Genomic DNA, 19463 nt, shown 5'->3' with positions numbered 1-19463 from the left:
ATGCATCGCATCCCCAAATTGAATCTATGCGACTTGATCGGCAAATAAATGAAGCTGTGAAGCACTCACCCAAACACTTTGATTGGGTCTAAATTGATGCTGTCTTGCTTCTTCTGGGCTTAATGCAATTTCAATCAGACGACCTTGACGATCCTGTAATTCAGCAATCACTTTTCCTGCAATCCAAATTTCACGTACAAAAGTAGCTTCAATACTATTTTCATGTGGTTGGGCATGAATATGTAACTCATCTGGACGGGCAAAAGCAATGACTTTACCTTGAGGCGCATGAGCAGTTGCAGGCAGAATGATTTTATTTTCACCAATATGCACAGTGCCATTGTGATGTTCAGCATCGAAACGATTCGCTTGACCCAAAAAGTCAAATACAAATGGTGTCGAAGGTTTTTCATAAACTTCGCGAGGTGAGCCAATTTGTTCAACATTGCCCTTATTCATGACAATAATTTGATCAGCCACCTCAAGTGCTTCTTCCTGATCATGGGTCACGAAAATGGAGGTGATATGCAGTTCATCATGTAATGTTCTTAACCAGCGGCGTAACTCTTTCCGTACTTTGGCATCAAGTGCACCGAAAGGTTCATCCAAAAGTAAGACACGCGGTTCAACAGCAAGAGCACGGGCCAGGGCAATACGCTGACGCTGACCACCAGAAAGCTGTGCTGGATAACGATCTGCCAGAAAACCAAGCTGAACCAGATCCAGTAGACGAGTGACACGTTTTTTGATTTCAGCTTCATTCGGACGGGTACTGCGTGGACGAACCCGTAAACCAAAAGCAATATTGTCAAATACAGTCATGTGGCGAAACAGCGCATAATGCTGAAATACAAAGCCGACTTGACGTTCGCGCACGTGTACGTTGGTGGCATCATTGCCTTCAAGTAAAACTTGACCTGAATCTGCTGATTCTAAACCTGCAATAATGCGTAACAACGTCGTTTTTCCACAACCAGATGGGCCAAGTAATGCCACCAGTTGTCCTTCTGGAAAATCCAGAGAGATATCTTTGAGTGCGTGGAATGCACCAAAGTGTTTTTCAATATTTTTAACTTGAATACTCATTGATCATTCCTCAAGAAACTGCTGAATCATTTCGGTTGTTTTGTTTTTCCTGACGTATTTCCACCCATGTTTTTAAAATCAGGGTAATAATCGCCAAAAATGCCAGTAGAGATGCCACAGCAAATGCGGCACTGTAGGTATATTCGTTGTATAGAATTTCTACATGTAAGGGTAAAGTATTGGTTTCTCCACGAATATGTCCTGAAACCACGGATACTGCACCAAACTCACCCATAGCACGTGCATTACACAAAATCACACCGTAAAGCAGTCCCCATTTAATATTGGGTAAAGTCACTTTTCTGAATGTTTGCCAACCCGAAGCACCCAGTACAATGGCAGCTTCTTCTTCTTCTGTGCCTTGTGCTTCCATGAGTGGAATTAGCTCACGCGCGACAAAAGGGACAGTAATAAACACAGTCGCAAGGACAATCGCAGGTACGGCATACAGAATTTTAATATCATGGTCCATCAACCACGGGCCAAACCAACCTTGCATACCGAAGATCAGTACCAACATCAAACCTGCAATGACAGGTGAAACCGAAAATGGCAAATCGATCAGGGTGGTTAAAATGGATTTGCCACGGAACTGAAATTTGGCAACAGCCCAAGCCGCTGCAACTCCAAACACGACATTTAAAGGCACAGCAATTGCGGCAGTGAGTAAAGTTAATTTTACAGCCGATAACGTATCCGGATTAATCAGGGCATTAACATAGACATTGATCCCTTGTCGGAAAGCTTCTACAAAGACCAAAATTAATGGCAGGATTAGACAGCTTAAAAAAAAGATCAAGGCGATAGTTAAAAGGGTATAACGCACCCAAGTCGGTTCACGGGTCGAATCGCGTGATTGCAATTTTATTGCCAGTGCATTGCTGCTGGTCACTAAGCTCATTTTATAGTTCTCCCGGTACGACGACTTGCCCACGCCTGAATCAGATTAATCAGCAATAAGATAACGAATGAAATGACTAACATGACGACTGCAATTGTGGTCGCAGCGGGGTAGTCATATTCTTCAAGTCGAGAAATAATCATTAAGGGAGCAATTTCAGTTTTAAACGGTTGATTACCTGCAATGAAAATCACTGAGCCGTATTCACCTACACCGCGAGCAAAGGCTAAGGCAAAACCAGTAAGCAATGCTGGCAGTAAGATCGGAAAAATAATTCTACTGACAATTTGCCAACGGTTGGCGCCCAATGCAGAAGCGGCTTCTTCCAATTCAGTTTCAATGTCGGCAAGCACAGGTTGCACGGTACGTACCACAAATGGAATGCCAATAAAAATCAGGGCGATAGTAATCCCGATGGAGGTATAAGCCACTTGAATACCAAGCGGTGTAAGATACTGACCAATCCAGCCGTTAGGGGCATATAAAGAAGTTAGGGCAATACCGGCCACGGCAGTAGGTAATGCAAATGGTAAATCGACTAGAGCATCGATGAAACGCTTCCCCGGGAAGGTATAACGCACCAGACACCACGCCAGTAAAGAACCAAAAACGACATTGATTAATGCTGCAATAAGAGCAGTACCAAAACTCAGCTGCAAAGACTTAAGGATTCGCTCCGAACTCAATATTTCTAGTAAACCATCCCAGCCAACACCAAAGGATTTAAAAAATACGGCTGAAAGTGGAATAAGAACAATGAGTGATAAATACGCTAGGGTAAAACCTAGTGAAAGACCAAATCCTGGCAGCACTCGGGATCGCTGCGACATGAGAACTCCTAAAAGAGTACACCTGCCAAATAGCAGGCAAATTTAAAAAAAGATAAAACTAAAGCTAGATGGCAAATTTGAACGATGAATATCGATCACGATATGGCATGATTCGCTGTGGCTGTTTTTCCTGAAGGATATAATCAAAAATTTCTGGAAAAGGCCCAAAACCTGAAGCCACATTGATATGACCCACTTGCCCAAGATTGACAGGTTTAACTTGCCAAGCCTGAGCTAGACGCATGGCATCATCAAAGTGTAGCCATGGGTCGTTTTCACTGATGATGAGTTGGGTTGGTACATCAATCTTTAACTGATGAAAATAATTGGCATAATCATACGCACTGTTGCGGGCAAATCCTGCTTCTCCAAAACGTGCAGGATTGGCAGGTGCAACTAAGGTTAAATGTTTAACTTTTTTTCGCAGATCAGCATGTTCAGCCAAGGCTGCAACGCTGGTCAAACAACCAAAACTATGCGCCACGATTTGAATCGGTTGATCAATAAACTGAACAGTTGCAAGGAGTTGCTCCACCCATTCAGTTAACACTGGGTGATTCCAGTCTTTTTGTTGGACGCGAGAGCAGTTGATCAATTCACGTTGTAACCATGATTGCCAGTGTTGAAATTCACTTCCTCCAACACCCGGTACAATGACTGTATGTAACATGTTGCTGCTCCCGATCACAGGTTGATTATTTGGCGTTATTTTCTTTGACGAGTTGGTCAAATACGCCGCCATTATCAAAATGTTGTTTTTGTACTTTGGTCCAGCCACCAAACTCTTTGTCAATTGTTACCAGTTTCAATGGCTTAAAGGTGCTGCTATAGCGTTTGAGTATGTCTGCATTGCGTGGGCGATAGAAATTTTTCGCCGCAATATCCTGTCCTTTTGGTGAATACAGGAAATTCAGATAGGCTTTGGCCAGATTTTCATTGCCATCTTTTTTCACATTTTTTTCTACAATCGCAACGGGTGGTTCAGCCAAAATCGAAAGAGATGGGGTGATGATGTCAAATTTGCCCGGTTGTTCACGCTGCGCTAAGTAGGCTTCGTTTTCCCAAGCCAGCAATACATCGCCAATACCACGTTCAGCAAAAGTTGTGGTTGCACCACGTGCGCCAGAATCTAACACTTTAGTTTGTTTATAAATCTGACGTACAAATTCACGTGCTTTAGCATCGGAACCATATTGATGCTTTGCCCACGCCCATGCTGCTAAATAGTTCCAGCGCGCGCCACCTGAGGTTTTTGGATTTGGCGTGATAATTTCAACACCTGGTTTGACAATATCGCCCCAATCCTTAATGCCTTTTGGATTGCCTTTGCGGACAAGGAAAACGATAGTCGAGGTATAAGGGGTGGAGTTTTGTGGAAATTTCTTTTGCCAGTCCGCAGGTAATAATTTGGCTTTTTCAGCAATTTCATCGATATCTGCGGCCAAAGCTAAAGTGACTACATCTGCTTGTAGACCATCGATCACCGCACGAGCTTGTTTACCCGAACCGCCATGTGATTGTTTAAAATTGACATCCTGACCAGTACGCTGTTTCCAGTACGCACCAAATTCTTTGTTAAAATTTTCATAAAGTTCACGTGTTGGATCATATGAAACGTTTAAAAAATCTGTTGCTGCAAAAGACGAAACTGAAACCAATGCAGCTAGAATCCCCACCTTTAATTGTGCTAAACGCATGTTTTTTTCCTCAAATATATCGAAATGTTTTGAACATGCGTGCAGCATACTGCGAGTTGTTATCCATAAAAAATAATAAAAAATGAATTTTATATGAATAAAAAAGAAATAGAAAAAGCTTATGTGTTTTTAAACTAAGCTGAGAAATCAACGGGATGTTTGGCGATGTGGTGTTTTAAGAATGCAGAACAAGTGGAAGCATTGGATTTACAAGATCGGGCATTTCATTATGGAGATGGATGCTTTACTACAGCACGCATTTATCAAGGAAAGTTTGAGCTCAAAGCACGACATCTATTGCGTTTAAAAAATAGCTGTGAATATTTATTTCTCAAGGCTGATCTATCACTGATCGAAAAAAGTTTAGCGAAATTGCAAAGTCAATTGGATGTTTTTAATGGCACGCTTAAAATCATCATTAGTCGTGGTGTAGGGCAGCGCGGTTATAGTCTGCCAGAACAACATGCTGATGTGTACGTCTGGTTTTATCCGCAAACGCACACCGAATTTGCTCCTCAATTCATACAAACAGGGGTGTTAAATCAGGTGATAGGGATGAGCATGCCGCATTTGGTCGGGATAAAAACATTGAATCGGCTAGAACAGGTGTTACTGAAACAGGAAGCAGATCAACAACAATGGATAGAAGCTTTGGTAACAGATGTACAAGGGATGATTGTTGAAGGCGTGAGCAGTAATTGCTTTATTTATTTAAAAGATACATGGATTACACCCGAACTTCGTTATAATGGCGTGCACGGTGTGATGCGCGCTGAGATTTTATCCCGAATGGAAAAACTCAATGTGCCTGTCGCTCATGGTTTTATCGATATGGATGAGATTGCAAATATTCAGGCACTGTTTTTTTGTAATGCACTAAGTCCGATGAAAGCCGTGACCCATTTAGATGGAAAACCTTTAGATGCTCAAATTTGTGTAGATCTTTTTCATACACTTCAACTGAACCAGATTCACTGATATGTCAAAACCTTCAAATAAGCCTAAAGCAAAAAACAAGAAAAAACCGCCAAACAAAATCGGTTTTTTTGCGAGAAATAGAAAATGGCTGGTAGCATTTTGCATTGTAGCCATTGTGATATTTGGTTTGCTATGGATGAATCTATTTAAGGCTTATCCTGTAAAAGGTAAAAAAGAATTACTGGTGGTAGCTAACGGTGATACTTATTCACATTTTATTGAGCGTCTGGCAAAAGAAAATCAAGTTTCGGTTCCTTTGATTCCCAAGATTTATCAGAAATTTTTTATACATGACACCATGAAAGCAGGGGTGTATGAAGTCCCTCAAGGCATGAGTATTCGCCAAGTTTTAGTGATGCTATCCAATGCTGAAAATGCTCAAATGATTCGGGTTCAAGTGATTGAAGGAACGACCTTTAAGCAATTGATTGCAAATCTAAAAAAAGATCCGTATGTGACCAAGACAGTTGTTAATTTACCTGAACAACAAATTGCAACAGAATTGGATTTGCCTTACTCGCATCCTGAAGGTTTATTTGCACCGAATACTTATTTCTTTTCAAAAGGTGAAAGCGATAAAAAAATTCTGACCGATTTATATCATTATCAAATGAAAGCCTTAGATCAGGCATGGCAAAATCGTGCGGCAGATTTACCTTATCAAAATAAATATGAAGCCTTGATTATGGCGTCCATTATTGAAAAAGAAACCAGTCTGGACAGTGAGCTTGAGCAAGTGTCTGGAGTATTTGTACGCCGTTTAAAACTCGGTATGCGCTTGCAGACTGACCCCACTGTGATTTATGGCATGGGCGATAAATATCAGGGCAAAATTAGCCGACAGGATTTGCGTACCCCAACCGCTTATAATACTTATACGATGTCTGGTTTACCGCCCACCCCGATTGCTATGCCGAGTAAAAAAGCGATTGAAGCGGCGATGCATCCTGACCAATCCAAAAATATTTACTTTGTTGCGACAGGTAATGGTGGACACAAGTTCAGTGAAACTTTGCAGCAACATAATCAGGCAGTTCAGGATTATTTGTCCGTGCTAAGATCAAAAACGGATACCCAGAATTAGAACCCAAACATGTGTAACCCAAGCTCGTATCCAAAAACGACGGAGAAATTATGTTCATTAGCTTTGAAGGCACGGAAGGTGTGGGAAAAACCACGCTCATTCGAAAGATTCATGAGCATTTTGAAAGACAAGGTGAGCAAATTGTACTGACCCGTGAACCAGGTGGTACGCCTTTGGCTGAAAGAGTGCGTGATTTGCTGCTCGCGGTGAATCATGAAGAAAAAATGGCACATGATACAGAGCTTTTATTGATTTATGCAGCGCGCGCACAGCATTTAGAACAAGTGATTGTTCCCGCATTAAATGCAGGTAAAACAGTGCTCAGTGATCGTTTTACCGATGCCAGTTATGCATACCAATGTGCGGGACGTGGTTTAAGCAAAGAAAAACTGAAGATTTTAAATCAAACTTTTGTCTCGCAAATGCCAGATATTACGTTTTGGTTAGATGCGCCTATTGAACTTGGCATGTCACGTGCGCGTGAACGTGGTGCTTTAGATCGTTTTGAACAGGAAAAAGTCGAATTTTTTCAGCGTGTGCGTGAAGGCTATCAACAGTTACATCAGTTATATCCAGAACGGGTAAAACGTCTCGATGCAACTCAATCGCCTGAATTGGTTTTTGAGCAAGCATTAAGTCATCTACAATAAATCATTTCGATATAAAAAAACGCGCGAAAAGCATAAAGCTTTCGTGCGTTTTTTATTGAGATTCTGAACTTAAACTACATTCACTAAAGGTTGTTCCACTTCAAAACTTGGCGGAGTTAGTACCGTTTTGCGTAGCTCTGTTCCGAGTTCAGGATAATCTAGAGTGTAGTGCAAACCGCGAGATTCTTTACGTTGCATAGCGCATCGTACAATCATTTCTGAAACAAGCACTAAATTTCGCAGTTCAATCAGATTTTTACTGACCCGATAATCCTGATAATATTCAGTGATTTCTCGCTTTAACATTTCGATGCGGTGTAGGGCACGTTCAAGACGTTTAGTGGTGCGCACGATCCCCACATAGTTCCACATGGTCGAACGCAATTCATCCCAGTTTTGTAAAATCACAACGTCTTCATCTGCATCTGTAACCTGAGATTCATCCCAAGTAGGAACATCAGGCCATTTAAAATTGGAATCAAATTTGTTTTGAATATCCTGCGCAGCACTCATGCCATAGACAAAACATTCAAGTAATGAGTTACTGGCCATACGGTTAGCGCCGTGCAAACCTGTATAAGAGGTTTCACCGATGGCATATAAGCCTTCGATATCTGTCTGGCTATGTTCATCTACCACCACACCACCGCAAGTATAATGTGCTGCTGGAACCACTGGAATCATATCTTTGGTGATATCAATGCCCAGTTCAAGCAAGCGGGTATAAAGTGTTGGAAAATGCTCCTGAATAAACTCCGCAGGTTTATGGGTAATGTCGAGCCAGACATGGCGAATCCCCAAGCGTTTAATTTCATGGTCAATCGTTCGGGCTACAATATCTCGCGGTGCGAGTTCAGCGCGCTCATCAAAACGTAGCATAAAACGTTCACCATCTGTTAAGCGTAAATACGCACCTTCACCCCGCATGGCTTCTGTAATTAAAAAAGATCGCGCCTGTGGGTGATATAAACAGGTCGGATGGAATTGATTAAATTCCATATTCGCCACACGACAACCAGCACGATAAGCCATGGCAATCCCATCACCTGTGGCAATATCAGGGTTTGAGGTATAAAGATAGGCTTTCATTGCGCCACCACAGGCGAGTGCGGTAAATGGAGCTAAAAAAGTATGCACTTTTTCGGTTTTTTCGTCGAGCACATACAGTCCAATGGCACGATTACTTTGATCTTTTCGCCCTAATTTATGCAATGTAATGACATCAATCGCGATGTAATTTTCAAAAATAGTCAGATTTTTTTGTTCTTTGGCGCGTTGTACCAATGTGGTAGAAATTGCTTTGCCTGTTGCATCTGCTGCATGAATAATTCGGCGCTGTGAATGTCCGCCTTCACGTGTGAGATGAAGCTGATCTTCTTCATCAAGGGTAAATTCAACACCATGATTTAACAGAAAATCAACTGATGATCGACCACCTTCAACCGTTTGTTTAACTGCATCGAGCTCACATAAATGTGCACCTGCAATCATCGTGTCATCAATATGCTGTTGAATGGAATCAGTTTCATCCAGTACCGCAGCAACACCGCCTTGCGCGTAAAACGTACTGGCTTCCGTCAGGGATGATTTTGCGAGAACTGCAATGTTGTAATGACTTGGTAATGACAAAGCAAGGCTTAACCCAGCGCCGCCACTCCCCACAATGATCACATCAAAATGATGAGTTGTGTTTGAATCAGACATGTCCATCAGCTAATTTACAAAAAGTTTGCTAATAACACGCTTTTTTTTAAGAAAAGGCAAGACTCTATATGCTTAAATCTAAGTCGAATTTTCAATAAACTTTCAGTTTTTAAAAATTTGAATGATCAAAATAGAGAAAATTTAATGGAATAATCGCAATTTTTTTATTCTGGAAATAATAAACATATTATTACGGAAATATATAAAAAGTTGTGCTAAAACAATTGGGTCTAACCTAAAACTAGTGTGTGAGTTCGTGTTACATGAATAGTCGCTCTTTACAAAATGGAATGTATGCTATGGTTTTTACCATGGCGGCTGTACAAGCGGATGCTGCAACCCCTGTTGATTTTTCAAGTCTGGTCGAGCAAGCCAGCCCAGCAGTGGTCAGTGTCAATGTTGTAAAAAAAATGACTCAGGAAGAGTTGTTACAGCAACAAGTGCCCGAGATTTTACGTCGTTTTTTTGGTAATCAAGTCGTCATTCCACAACAACAGGCTCCACAAGAAAAAGTAGGATACGGGAGTGCCTTTTTTATTAGTAAGGATGGTTATCTACTTACCAATCATCACGTCGTAGAAGATGCTTCACGTATTACCGTGACCTTGCAGGATCGACGTGAAATTGATGCAAAAGTGATTGGAAGTGATGAGCGTACTGACGTGGCATTACTCAAAGTCGATGGAACTAATTATCCTTCCTTGAAAATAGGCAATGTTGATCAATTAAAAGTGGGTGAGCCTGTGCTTGCCATTGGTTCACCATTTGGTTTTGACTATTCTGCTTCGGCGGGTATTGTCAGTGCCAAATCACGAAATATGCAGGGTGAAACCTCAGTTCCATTCATTCAAACCGATGTGGCTTTAAATCCGGGTAACTCAGGCGGCCCATTATTTAACCAGCGCGGTGAAGTTGTCGGTGTGAATTCTCGTATTTTTAGTGGTACGGGAGGGTATATGGGCTTGTCATTCTCGATTCCAATTGATGTGGCAATGGATGTAGTTCAACAACTTAAAACTACGGGCAAAGTGAATCGTTCCTATTTAGGTGTGATGCTACAGGATATTGATCGTAATCTAGCCGATGCCTATAACTTACCGCGACCAGAAGGTTCGCTCATCAATCAGGTTGCCCCAGATTCACCAGCTGCCAAAGCGGGATTAAAAGCGGGTGATATCATTATGAAATATAATGGTTCCCCAATTTCACGCACCTCAGATTTATTAAACTATTTGAATCGCACCATGCCAAAACAGACGATTCAGTTAGAAATACTGCGTGATGGCAAACCTCGTAATATTTCTGCGACTTTAACCACTGCGCCAGATGATACGCCAGCAACCTCAGAGCGTACGACACAACAAAATGGTCCAGTATTAGGAATGGCAATTCGAAACCTGACAGCAGCTGAACAATCACGTCTGGATGTTCGTGGCGGTATTTTGGTTGAAGATGTGACACGTGGCGGCTTGGCTGCGCAGTCCAATATTATTTCAGGTGATGTGATTACTCAAATTAATAATACCAGTATTTTAAATACAGGTGATTTTAGTAAAGCTGTTGCTGCGTTACCTAAAAATACAGTAGTGCGAGTCTCTATTATTCGTCAGGGACAACGTGCGATGTTGGGCTTAAGGATTAAATAATCATTAGGCTGCTTTGATAAGTGTTTTTTATTTCTCTATGTGGGAGAAATAAAAAGTATCTAAACAATAAAGCATCTAAATAATGATGAAATATTTTATTTTCATCTTAAAATAAAATCCCTTTACGATATACAACTGTAAAGGGATTTTTAAATTTAAAGCAATTAAATATCCCAATTTTTTTCAGATAAAGTCATCTTATTATAAATACACTGATGTTCCGCTAATTTTAATGTATGCCACAGTTCACAAAAATCTTTGCCTAATGTTTTTTGAATAAATGACTGATGTTTAAATTGATTAAGTGCATCTAGCTGGTTAAGTGGTAAAAAAATATGATCATCTGGATATTTTAATAAGTGGGATGGTTTTTTTATTTCTAGGCTATGGTTAAGACCGTAAAGGAGTCCTGTAAGAATGATTGCAACAGTTAAATAAGGATTGCAATCTGCACCTGCGACACGATATTCAAAACGCTGATTTTGTTGATCAGAACAGGGCAAACGTATGGCGACATTACGGTTATTAACATTCCAGTTTGCTTCAAGCGGCACATGTTGTCCGATTTGAAAGCGACGGTAGGAATTAATATTTGGTGCAAGAATTGCCATAGATGCTGGCATAAGTTCAATCAACCCCGTTATCGCTTTTAATAACGTTGGAGAGGGTTGATGAAGGTCATGTGAACTAAAATAGTTATTTAAAAGTGAATTGCATAAACTCACATGAAAGTGCATGCCGCTCCCTGCTTGGTTCAGGTCTGGTTTGGCTAGAAAACTGGCGTGGAGATGATGGCGTTTGGCGACTTGCTTAACGATACGTTTCAGCGACATTACTTGATCACAGATCTTTAAAACATCGGCACTATGTGGAATATTTATTTCATATTGACCTGCTGCTGATTCTGAAACAATCGAAACAATTTGAATGCCTTGCAAATTGGCAATATGTTCTATTTCATCGAGTAGTGCTTGATAATCATCGGGTGCGTTCATATCAAAGCATTGACTGGCAAAAGTATATTCATCAGCTTTTGCATCTGATGGATATAAATAAAACTCAAGTTCCGCTGAAATAACGGGAAAGTAGTCTTGTTCAGTACATTGTGTCAAAAGTTTGCTTAAGATATTACGAGGTTCATAAGCACATGCAGTCCCGTCTTGTTCTCGCATCGTCAAATAAACCTGAGCATTTGATTCAGGCTGAATGGGACAAGGCTTTAAACTTCCCAAGATGGGAAGACATAAATAATCAGGTTCACCTATATATTTACCCAGTCCAGTTTCTTCAACAACTTTTCCATCTAAATCCATCGCATAAATTGACAGTGGGAAGTAACAACCTTTATGAAGTTGTTTTAGCGTCTGAATATCAATTCTTTTTCCGCGAATATGTCCATTTAAATCATGTAAAATAATATCAACATGTTGAGTGTTTGGATTTTTTTCTAAATATAGTTGGACTTCATCTTCAAAGTTAAGTTTGTCTGTAGGATTTATGGGTTTAGAAATAAAATTGGATTTAGGTTTAAATGGATTGTTTTTATAAAACATATCATCCGCATGTTGTTTTGAAATATTCAGGCTACTCATCATAAAAACCTAGGCTGGGATCGTGTATAAAATCCTAGATGAATCAGATTGGGAAGTAACGTAAAATGTGCGTAACTTTTTTATGCAAATAGCTTTTGGCAAATGAGTGCAATTTTTGATTTAAAATTAACGGTAAATCCTGAGCATATTGATCAATTGGGGCATGTGAACAATGTCAGATATGTCCAGTGGATGCAGGATGTCGCAACAGCACATATCGAGCGATTAGGCTTGGGTCTCAAACAATATTTGGAAATGAATCATGCCATGGTAGCTGTAGAACACCATGTACAGTATCGAAAAGCTGCCTTTGAAGGAGAGCAAATCATACTGCGTACATGGCTAGATGCGATTGATAGTTTGTATTTATCCCGCCAGTACGTGTTTTATCGTCCTAAAGATCAAAGTGTCTTATTTGTTGGGAAAACTAAATGGGCTTGTGTTGAAATCAGTACAGGTCGGCCAAAACGCATGTCACCCACCTTTACCCAAACCTACCAACCTTTAGCTCAGGAGATCAATCCGATCGATTTTACCGTGAATTATGACTAAGCGAATGGATTCATCTGCTTTTGCTTCAATCTTTTCAAAGGGTTTCATCAATACTCAGAGCGCATTTTGTGAGGATTACATGAATAGTTTTAAAAGCAGAATGATCGCACTATATTTTTAATCTGGGGTTGCTTATACTGTGCAGCAATTTAGGACAGTCCTTTTACATCTTGCATACTGTATGAAGTATTGCATTTAGAGATGTACTTTTTTTCAGAGTAATCTATGGCGTCGGCTAAAAAATCCGTTGATATCAAAAATATTCGTAACTTTTCGATCATTGCTCACATCGATCACGGCAAGTCAACTTTGGCTGACCGTTTTATTCAGATGTGTGGTGGTTTACAAGACCGTGAAATGCAGGCTCAGGTCTTGGATTCAATGGAGCTTGAACGCGAACGTGGGATTACCATTAAAGCGGCATCGGTCACACTGTATTATACGCATCCAAATGGTCAGGAATATCAACTGAACTTCATTGATACACCAGGGCACGTTGACTTTTCTTATGAAGTTTCTCGCTCACTTGCTGCTTGTGAAGGTGCATTATTGGTCGTCGATGCTGCGCAGGGTGTAGAAGCACAGTCAGTTGCAAACTGTTACACCGCGATTGAGCAGGGATTAGAAGTTCTTCCCATTTTAAACAAAATTGATTTGCCGCAGGCTGAACCTGAACGTGTTATTCATGAAATTGAAGAAATCATCGGGATTGAAGCGACAGATGCACCTACCTGCTCTGCAAAAACAGGTTTGGGTGTAGAGGGGGTACTTGAACGTTTAGTCGATGTGATCCCGCCTCCAGAAGGTGATCGTGAAGCACCTTTACAAGCCTTGATTATCGACTCATGGTTCGATAACTATCTGGGCGTTGTGTCTTTGGTACGGATCAAGCAAGGACGTATTCGTAAAGGCGATAAAATGCTGGTCAAATCCACAGGTCAGGTCCATCCTGTAACTTCTGTGGGGGTGTTTAATCCTAAACATACCGAAACAGATATCCTTGAAGCGGGTGAAGTTGGTTTCGTGATTGCGGGGATTAAAGATATTTTTGGTGCGCCAGTGGGTGACACCATCACTTTATCTTCAACACCTGAAGTTGCGACTTTGCCTGGTTTTAAAAAGGTTAAACCACAGGTGTACGCAGGCTTATTTCCGATTGATTCCAGTGATTTTGAACCATTCCGAGAAGCATTACAAAAACTACAAATTAATGATTCTGCTTTATTCTTTGAACCTGAAAGTTCAGATGCACTTGGTTTTGGCTTCCGTTGCGGCTTCTTGGGTATGCTGCACATGGAAATCGTACAGGAACGTTTAGAGCGTGAGTATGATCTGGATCTGATTAGCTCTGCACCTACGGTGGTATATGAAGCCGTAACTAAAAAAGGCGATACCATCTATATCGATAGCCCATCTAAAATGCCAGATGGGAGTTTGGTTGAGGATTTGCGTGAACCGATTGCAGAATGTCACATTCTTGTTCCTCAGGAATATCTGGGCAATGTCATGACCTTGTGTATCGAGCGTCGTGGTGTGCAAAAGGATATGAAATTTTTAGGCAATCAGGTTTCAGTGACTTTTGAAATTCCGATGGCAGAAGTGGTGATGGATTTCTTTGATAAATTGAAATCGTGTTCGCGTGGTTTTGCATCGTTGGATTATAACTTTGTGCGTTTTGAAAGTTCATCTCTGGTTAAGGTTGATGTATTAATTAATGGTGAAAAGGTCGATGCCTTGGCCATGATCTGTCACCGTCAGGATGCGCGTCATCGTGGTATTGCACTGGTTGAAAAGATGAAAGATCTGATTCCACGTCAAATGTTTGATGTGGCGATTCAGGCGGCGATCGGTGCACAGGTGATTGCTCGCTCTACTGTTAAAGCGATGCGTAAAAACGTCTTGGCGAAATGTTATGGTGGTGACGTATCGCGTAAGAAGAAATTACTTGCGAAACAAAAAGAAGGTAAGAAACGCATGAAACAGGTGGGTAGTGTTGAAATCCCGCAAGAAGCGTTCTTAGCTGTATTAAAAGTCGATAGATAAGATGAGGTAAAGCATTGCTTTATCTTGCCGAAAAACGAGCAGCTGAGCTGCGAGTGAGGTTTTGTGGATTTTGATTTTAATTTGATTCTCGTTCCAGTCACGCTGTTATTTTTTATCGTATGGTTACTCGATAAATTGGTGCTTAAACAGCGCGCAACGAAAGGACGTGAAAATGAAAATTTTCTGATCACTTGGGCATATGACTTTTGGCCTGTGCTGGCGGTGGTACTCATTTTGCGCTCTTTTTTATACGAACCATTTAATATCCCTTCGGATTCGATGGTACCAACACTAGAAACAGGTGATTTCATCTTAGTTAACAAATTTGACTACGGTGTACGTTTGCCGATCATCAATAAGAAAATTATTGATGTCGGAGAACCTGAACGTGGTGATGTCATTGTATTCCGTTATCCACCGCAACCTACGATTAGTTATATTAAACGTGTGGTCGGTTTACCTGGCGATCATATTGTCTATGATCACGGTGAGTTGACGATTAATGGTCAAAAAGTACCAAAGGTTGCGACCGAATTTCATCGTGAAAAAGATATTTTGGATACACCGACCTCGATTTATCATAAAGAAACCTTGGGAACTCATACCCATCTGATGCGTGAACTTGAAGGGGTGAATATTGCTCGTCAAGCGCCGTTCATCAATTATATAGAAAATGGTAAATATTCGAATCAAGATGGTTTATATTGGGAAGTGACTGTTCCAAAAGGGCATTATTTTGCAATGGGCGATAATCGAGACCAAAGTGCAGATAGCCGTTTTTGGGGATTCGTTCCTGAGGAAAACTTAACAGGTCGAGCTTTTTATATCTGGATGCATAAAGAGCCAGGCTTTAAGATTCCATCGTTCAGTCGAAATGGGAAAATTGACTAAAAACACGATTAGGAATATTACAAATGCGTAAGTCTCAACAAGGCGCTTCGTATTTAGCCATTTTATTTGGGGTAATTTTATTTGCACTGGCAGTCAAGGCTGCCGTTGCAATCTGGCCAGCTTATTGGGATGACCGAGTGATTGATAGTCAAATTGAGGAGCTCATCCAAAATAGCGCTTCAGATATCACACCTGCCAAATTCGATATGCAAATGGATCAGCGTTTGGACATGAACAATATCCGTGATTTACACTTCAAGGATATTGCCAAAGTGACCACAAACAATGGTTTAAACGTCAGCAAGAAGTACGAAATAAGAAAACCTTTCTTATTAAATATTGATTTAGTTCTAACATTCGAGAAAAATTTTGATCAAAGGTCAGTCCAAGCTAAGTGATCCTCGATTACCGAGCAGGATTGGTTACCAGTTTCAGCAAGCTGATTTACTTCAGCTTGCTTTAACACACCGATCTGTCAGTCACAAACATAATTATGAGCGTCTGGAGTTTTTAGGCGATTCATTACTTGGCATGATCATTGCCAATTATTTATATCAGACTTATCCGCATGAAAATGAGGGTCGGCTTACCCGTATGCGTGCTACACTGGTACGACAGGAAGCTTTAGGCAAAATTGCAAACGATTTGAAACTTAGTCGGTGTTTAATATTAAGCACAGGTGAATTAAAATCGGGTGGTCATCATCGTGAATCCATATTAGCCGATACTGTAGAGGCGATTATTGGGGCAATTTATGTCGACAGTGGTGATTTAGAGTTATTAAAAAGTATCGTTTTAAAATGGTATACGCCTTATCTGGATCATATTGAGCCAAGTGATCAGCTCAAAGATCCTAAATCGCGTTTACAAGAGTATCTACAAGCACGTAAAAAACCTCTCCCTGTTTACGAGGTTGTAGATATTCAAGGTGATGCACCTCATCAGCATTTTAAAGTGCAATGTTCGGTAGCAGGGCTACCCAATATTGTAGGTGAGGGATCAAGCCGACGTTTTGCCGAACAGGCAGCGGCGGCAGAAATATTAAAGTTATTGGAGCAATAGCCTGCATGTCCATGCATTCTGATCAAGTCAATCCAGATTCAAATGAAAATCCTGAAATTCGTGACAATGAAAATCAGGCTAATCAACTGATTGATCAATTCTTTAGTGACGAAGGTGTCACCATTCCTGCTGACTTTAGAAGCGGTTTTGTTGCGATTGTTGGGCGACCAAATGTAGGTAAATCTACATTGATGAACCATTTATTGGGTCAAAAGCTATCGATTACTTCACGTAAACCACAAACCACACGTCATAAAATTGTGGGAATTGATTCACGTGAAAAGTCACAGGCGGTCTTTGTCGATACGCCGGGTATGCATAAAAAAGAAGTCCGTGCGATTAATAAAATGATGAATCGTGCAGCGCATTCAGCATTACGTGATGTCAATCTGGTTTTATTTGTAGTCGATGCGCAAAAGTGGACTCAAAACGATGAACTGGTTTTGGAAAAGCTGAAAAATGCAGAAATGCCTGTGATCTTGGTCATCAATAAATTAGATACCTTTGAAAATAAGAATGAAGCTTTACCATTGATTCGTGAACGTGCAAAACTCATGAACTTTGCTGAAATTGTACCTGTTTCTGCGTTACGCGGTGCAAATTTGGATCATTTACGTGACACGATTGAAAAATATTTGCCATTTCAACCGCCGTTATATTCGATGGATCAAATCACTGATCGTTCTGAGCGTTTTCTGGCCAGTGAGATTATCCGTGAAAAAATCATGCGCCAGTTGGGTGAAGAATTACCTTATGATTTAACGGTACAAATCGAATCCTTTAAAACTGAAGAAGAAACGATCAGTGAAAAAACAGGTCGATTAAAACCTGCTTGTACCTATATTGATGCCACGATTTTTGTGGAGCGCGCGGGACAAAAAGCCATTGTGATTGGTGAGAAAGGCGCTAAACTCAAACGTATTGGTATGGAAGCGCGTACAGACATGGAAAAAATGTTTGAACAGAAAATCATGCTCACTCTTTGGGTTAAAGTTAAAGGCGGTTGGTCTGATGACGAACGTGCGCTCAAAAGTTTAGGCTATAGCGATATTTAAAAAAAAGAGAATAAGCAATGACAGTCATGATACGTTGTTTGGGTACTTTAGCTTGTGTACTGATGCTACAAGGGTGTATTACTAAAGTCGTGACTGTTCCAGTCAAAGTTGCTTATGGCACCACTAAAGCTGTTGTAAAAGGTACAGCAGCTGTTGTGGGTGCTGTCATTCCAGATGGCGACGATGAAAAAGATGAGAAAAAAAAGGATGATTAACTTCGCTTATGCGTAATGAAGTCATTCATGGCTATTTAGTTCATCATCGTAAATATCGTGAAAAAAGCCATATCGTGCATTTGTTTACTGAAGAATATGGTCGTATGGATGGTATTCTCAGACAAACGCCACCTCCACAATATCAACCTATTACCTTACAAGCGACAGGTAAAGGCGATTTAAAAAATTTCACTAAACTTGAAATTTTAAATCATCCTGTTTTCTTTCATGGTGATGCATTTTTTGCAGGATTTTATTTGAATGAAATCCTGTTGCGTTTGTGTCCTCTAGAAGAGGCCATGCCGCAAACTTTTATTCAATATCAAAAAACGCTGGCGCAATTACAGCTTTTATCGACACATCCTCAACCTGCTTTATTTTTAAGACAAATTTTACGTCAGTTTGAACATGCGTTATTGCAAGAATTAGGCTATGCAGTCGATTTTTATGTGGATTGTAATCAGCAAGCAATTAGTAAGGTGATGTCTTATCAATTTCAGGCAACTGAGGGTTTTTTGCCTGTTGCGAGTCGCAGTGCTGCAAATCTTTCGGGTGAGTTGATTTGCTGTATGCAGAATTATGTAGAAGGTGCAGAATTTTCTGCCGAACAGTTACAATTATTGGGTAAACTATACCGTCAAATGATTAGTTCTTTGTTAGGTGATCGACCTTTAAAAAGTCGTCAGCTTTGGATACAAAGTACACAATCACATTCTTAAATTTTCTTTCAGGACTTATCTATGGCTGCTTTGCTTGGTGTGAATATTGATCATGTTGCGACCTTAAGACAGGCGCGAGGCACGACTTATCCAGATCCAGTTCAGGCAGCGTTAGTCTGTGAACAGGCGGGTGCAGAGGGTATTACCTTGCATTTGCGTGAAGATCGACGTCATATCCAAGATGATGATGTGCGTCGTATGCGCCCATTATTAAAAACGCATATGAATTTGGAAATGGCTGTGACCGATGAAATGGTAGAGTTTGCCAAAGAAATTCAACCTCATCATGTGTGTTTTGTGCCTGAACGTCGACAGGAAGTCACAACAGAAGGCGGACTGGATGTCGTGGGGCAATTTGAAAAAGTCAAAGCCGCGACTCAAGCCTTAGCTGAAATTGGCTGTGAAGTTTCTTTATTTATCGATGCTGATTTGGCGCAAATTGATGCCGCGATTGCCTGTGGCGCGCCGACCATCGAACTACATACGGGAGCTTATGCTGATGCTGCCAATGATGATGAGCAACAAGCTGAACTTGCCCGAATCATTCAGGGCGCAGAGTATGCTGCAAATAAGGGTTTAATTGTTAATGCTGGACATGGCTTGAATCTTGAAAATGTTGCGCTGATTGCAGCGATTCCACAGATTCATGAGTTGAATATTGGTCATTCCATTATCGCGGATAGTATTTTTGTTGGTTTGACGAAAGCGGTACAGCAAATGAAAGCCGCAATACAGTCAGCACGATAAGAGTTTTGAAC

20 protein-coding genes are annotated in these 19463 nt (G+C 40.7%); 13 read left to right on the top strand and 7 right to left on the bottom strand.

Annotation, left to right across the window (positions count from 1 at the left end; translation table 11 throughout):
• Window positions 1-24: 24 nt before the first annotated feature.
• From J500_RS06600 to J500_RS06580, 5 genes are all read right to left on the bottom strand, one after another.
• Window positions 25-1086: a sulfate/molybdate ABC transporter ATP-binding protein gene (locus J500_RS06600; RefSeq protein WP_004998478.1), complete on the bottom strand. Its 1062-nt coding sequence runs from the start codon at window positions 1084-1086 to the stop codon at window positions 25-27.
• Window positions 1087-1096: 10 nt separating this feature from the next.
• Window positions 1097-1987, bottom strand: coding sequence for a sulfate ABC transporter permease subunit CysW (cysW, locus tag J500_RS06595; protein ID WP_004998477.1), 891 nt, complete (start codon window positions 1985-1987; stop codon window positions 1097-1099).
• Window positions 1984-2817, bottom strand: coding sequence for a sulfate ABC transporter permease subunit CysT (gene cysT, locus J500_RS06590; RefSeq protein ID WP_004998474.1), 834 nt, complete (start codon window positions 2815-2817; stop codon window positions 1984-1986). The genes cysW and cysT overlap by 4 nt, the downstream gene beginning before the upstream one ends.
• A 64-nt stretch (window positions 2818-2881) precedes the next feature.
• Entirely contained in the window at window positions 2882-3487 is a 606-nt protein-coding gene (locus J500_RS06585) for an alpha/beta hydrolase (protein ID WP_004989873.1), read from the bottom strand.
• 25 nt (window positions 3488-3512) lie between these two features.
• Window positions 3513-4514, bottom strand: a complete 1002-nt coding sequence (locus J500_RS06580) for a sulfate ABC transporter substrate-binding protein (RefSeq protein ID WP_004989870.1) — start codon at window positions 4512-4514, stop codon at window positions 3513-3515.
• 165 nt (window positions 4515-4679) lie between these two features.
• On the opposite strand from J500_RS06580, the gene pabC reads away from it, so the two are divergent.
• Genes pabC through tmk form a run of 3 tightly spaced genes read left to right on the top strand, consistent with a single transcriptional unit; the run spans window position 4680 to window position 7226 of the window.
• Window positions 4680-5492: an aminodeoxychorismate lyase gene (gene pabC / locus J500_RS06575; RefSeq protein WP_004998471.1), complete on the top strand. Its 813-nt coding sequence runs from the start codon at window positions 4680-4682 to the stop codon at window positions 5490-5492.
• Between the two features lies 1 nt (window position 5493).
• The gene (mltG, locus tag J500_RS06570) at window positions 5494-6576 is read left to right on the top strand and encodes an endolytic transglycosylase MltG (protein WP_004989861.1); all 1083 of its coding nucleotides are present in this window, start codon (window positions 5494-5496) and stop codon (window positions 6574-6576) included.
• A gap of 50 nt (window positions 6577-6626) precedes the next feature.
• The gene (tmk, locus tag J500_RS06565) at window positions 6627-7226 is read left to right on the top strand and encodes a dTMP kinase (RefSeq protein WP_004989857.1); all 600 of its coding nucleotides are present in this window, start codon (window positions 6627-6629) and stop codon (window positions 7224-7226) included.
• Between the two features lie 69 nt (window positions 7227-7295).
• Here the strand turns inward: tmk and nadB are convergent, their stop codons facing one another.
• A complete protein-coding gene (gene nadB / locus J500_RS06560) occupies window positions 7296-8930 on the bottom strand; it encodes an L-aspartate oxidase (RefSeq protein ID WP_004998470.1) in 1635 nt (544 codons plus the stop codon).
• A gap of 263 nt (window positions 8931-9193) precedes the next feature.
• Here nadB and J500_RS06555 point away from each other — a divergent pair, with 263 nt between their 5' ends.
• Entirely contained in the window at window positions 9194-10576 is a 1383-nt protein-coding gene (locus J500_RS06555) for a DegQ family serine endoprotease (RefSeq protein WP_034698815.1), read from the top strand.
• A gap of 164 nt (window positions 10577-10740) precedes the next feature.
• Here J500_RS06555 and J500_RS06550 read toward each other — a convergent pair whose 3' ends face one another.
• Window positions 10741-12168, bottom strand: a complete 1428-nt coding sequence (locus tag J500_RS06550; protein ID WP_034698842.1) for a glutamine synthetase family protein — start codon at window positions 12166-12168, stop codon at window positions 10741-10743.
• A 102-nt stretch (window positions 12169-12270) separates the two neighbouring features.
• Here J500_RS06550 and J500_RS06545 point away from each other — a divergent pair, with 102 nt between their 5' ends.
• The 9 genes from J500_RS06545 (at window position 12271) to pdxJ (ending at window position 19452) form a co-directional block, all read left to right on the top strand.
• The gene (locus tag J500_RS06545) at window positions 12271-12720 is read left to right on the top strand and encodes an acyl-CoA thioesterase (RefSeq protein ID WP_004998466.1); all 450 of its coding nucleotides are present in this window, start codon (window positions 12271-12273) and stop codon (window positions 12718-12720) included.
• A 225-nt stretch (window positions 12721-12945) separates the two neighbouring features.
• Complete coding sequence (gene lepA, locus J500_RS06540) at window positions 12946-14763, top strand: translation elongation factor 4 (protein WP_004989846.1); 1818 nt, start codon at window positions 12946-12948, stop codon at window positions 14761-14763.
• 63 nt (window positions 14764-14826) lie between these two features.
• The gene (gene lepB / locus J500_RS06535; protein WP_004989844.1) at window positions 14827-15654 is read left to right on the top strand and encodes a signal peptidase I; all 828 of its coding nucleotides are present in this window, start codon (window positions 14827-14829) and stop codon (window positions 15652-15654) included.
• A 23-nt stretch (window positions 15655-15677) separates the two neighbouring features.
• Window positions 15678-16052, top strand: coding sequence for a DUF4845 domain-containing protein (locus J500_RS06530; RefSeq protein WP_004989843.1), 375 nt, complete (start codon window positions 15678-15680; stop codon window positions 16050-16052).
• Window positions 16024-16716 carry a ribonuclease III gene (gene rnc / locus J500_RS06525; protein WP_004989842.1) on the top strand — a complete coding sequence of 231 codons (693 nt, stop codon included), beginning with the start codon at window positions 16024-16026 and terminating at the stop codon, window positions 16714-16716. Before J500_RS06530 ends, rnc begins: the two co-directional genes overlap by 29 nt.
• A gap of 11 nt (window positions 16717-16727) precedes the next feature.
• The gene (gene era / locus J500_RS06520; protein WP_119686463.1) at window positions 16728-17771 is read left to right on the top strand and encodes a GTPase Era; all 1044 of its coding nucleotides are present in this window, start codon (window positions 16728-16730) and stop codon (window positions 17769-17771) included.
• A gap of 17 nt (window positions 17772-17788) precedes the next feature.
• Entirely contained in the window at window positions 17789-17986 is a 198-nt protein-coding gene (locus J500_RS06515) for an NF038104 family lipoprotein (protein ID WP_004998460.1), read from the top strand.
• Between the two features lie 8 nt (window positions 17987-17994).
• Window positions 17995-18705, top strand: coding sequence for a DNA repair protein RecO (recO, locus tag J500_RS06510; RefSeq protein WP_004998459.1), 711 nt, complete (start codon window positions 17995-17997; stop codon window positions 18703-18705).
• Between the two features lie 21 nt (window positions 18706-18726).
• Window positions 18727-19452 carry a pyridoxine 5'-phosphate synthase gene (gene pdxJ, locus J500_RS06505; RefSeq protein ID WP_004998457.1) on the top strand — a complete coding sequence of 242 codons (726 nt, stop codon included), beginning with the start codon at window positions 18727-18729 and terminating at the stop codon, window positions 19450-19452.
• Window positions 19453-19463: the final 11 nt, after the last annotated feature.

The sequence above is a fragment of the Acinetobacter sp. 479375 genome (assembly GCF_000581715.1).
Taxonomy (GTDB): Bacteria; Pseudomonadota; Gammaproteobacteria; order Pseudomonadales; family Moraxellaceae; genus Acinetobacter; species Acinetobacter ursingii.
This window is presented reverse-complemented; position numbering and strand designations above follow the sequence as displayed.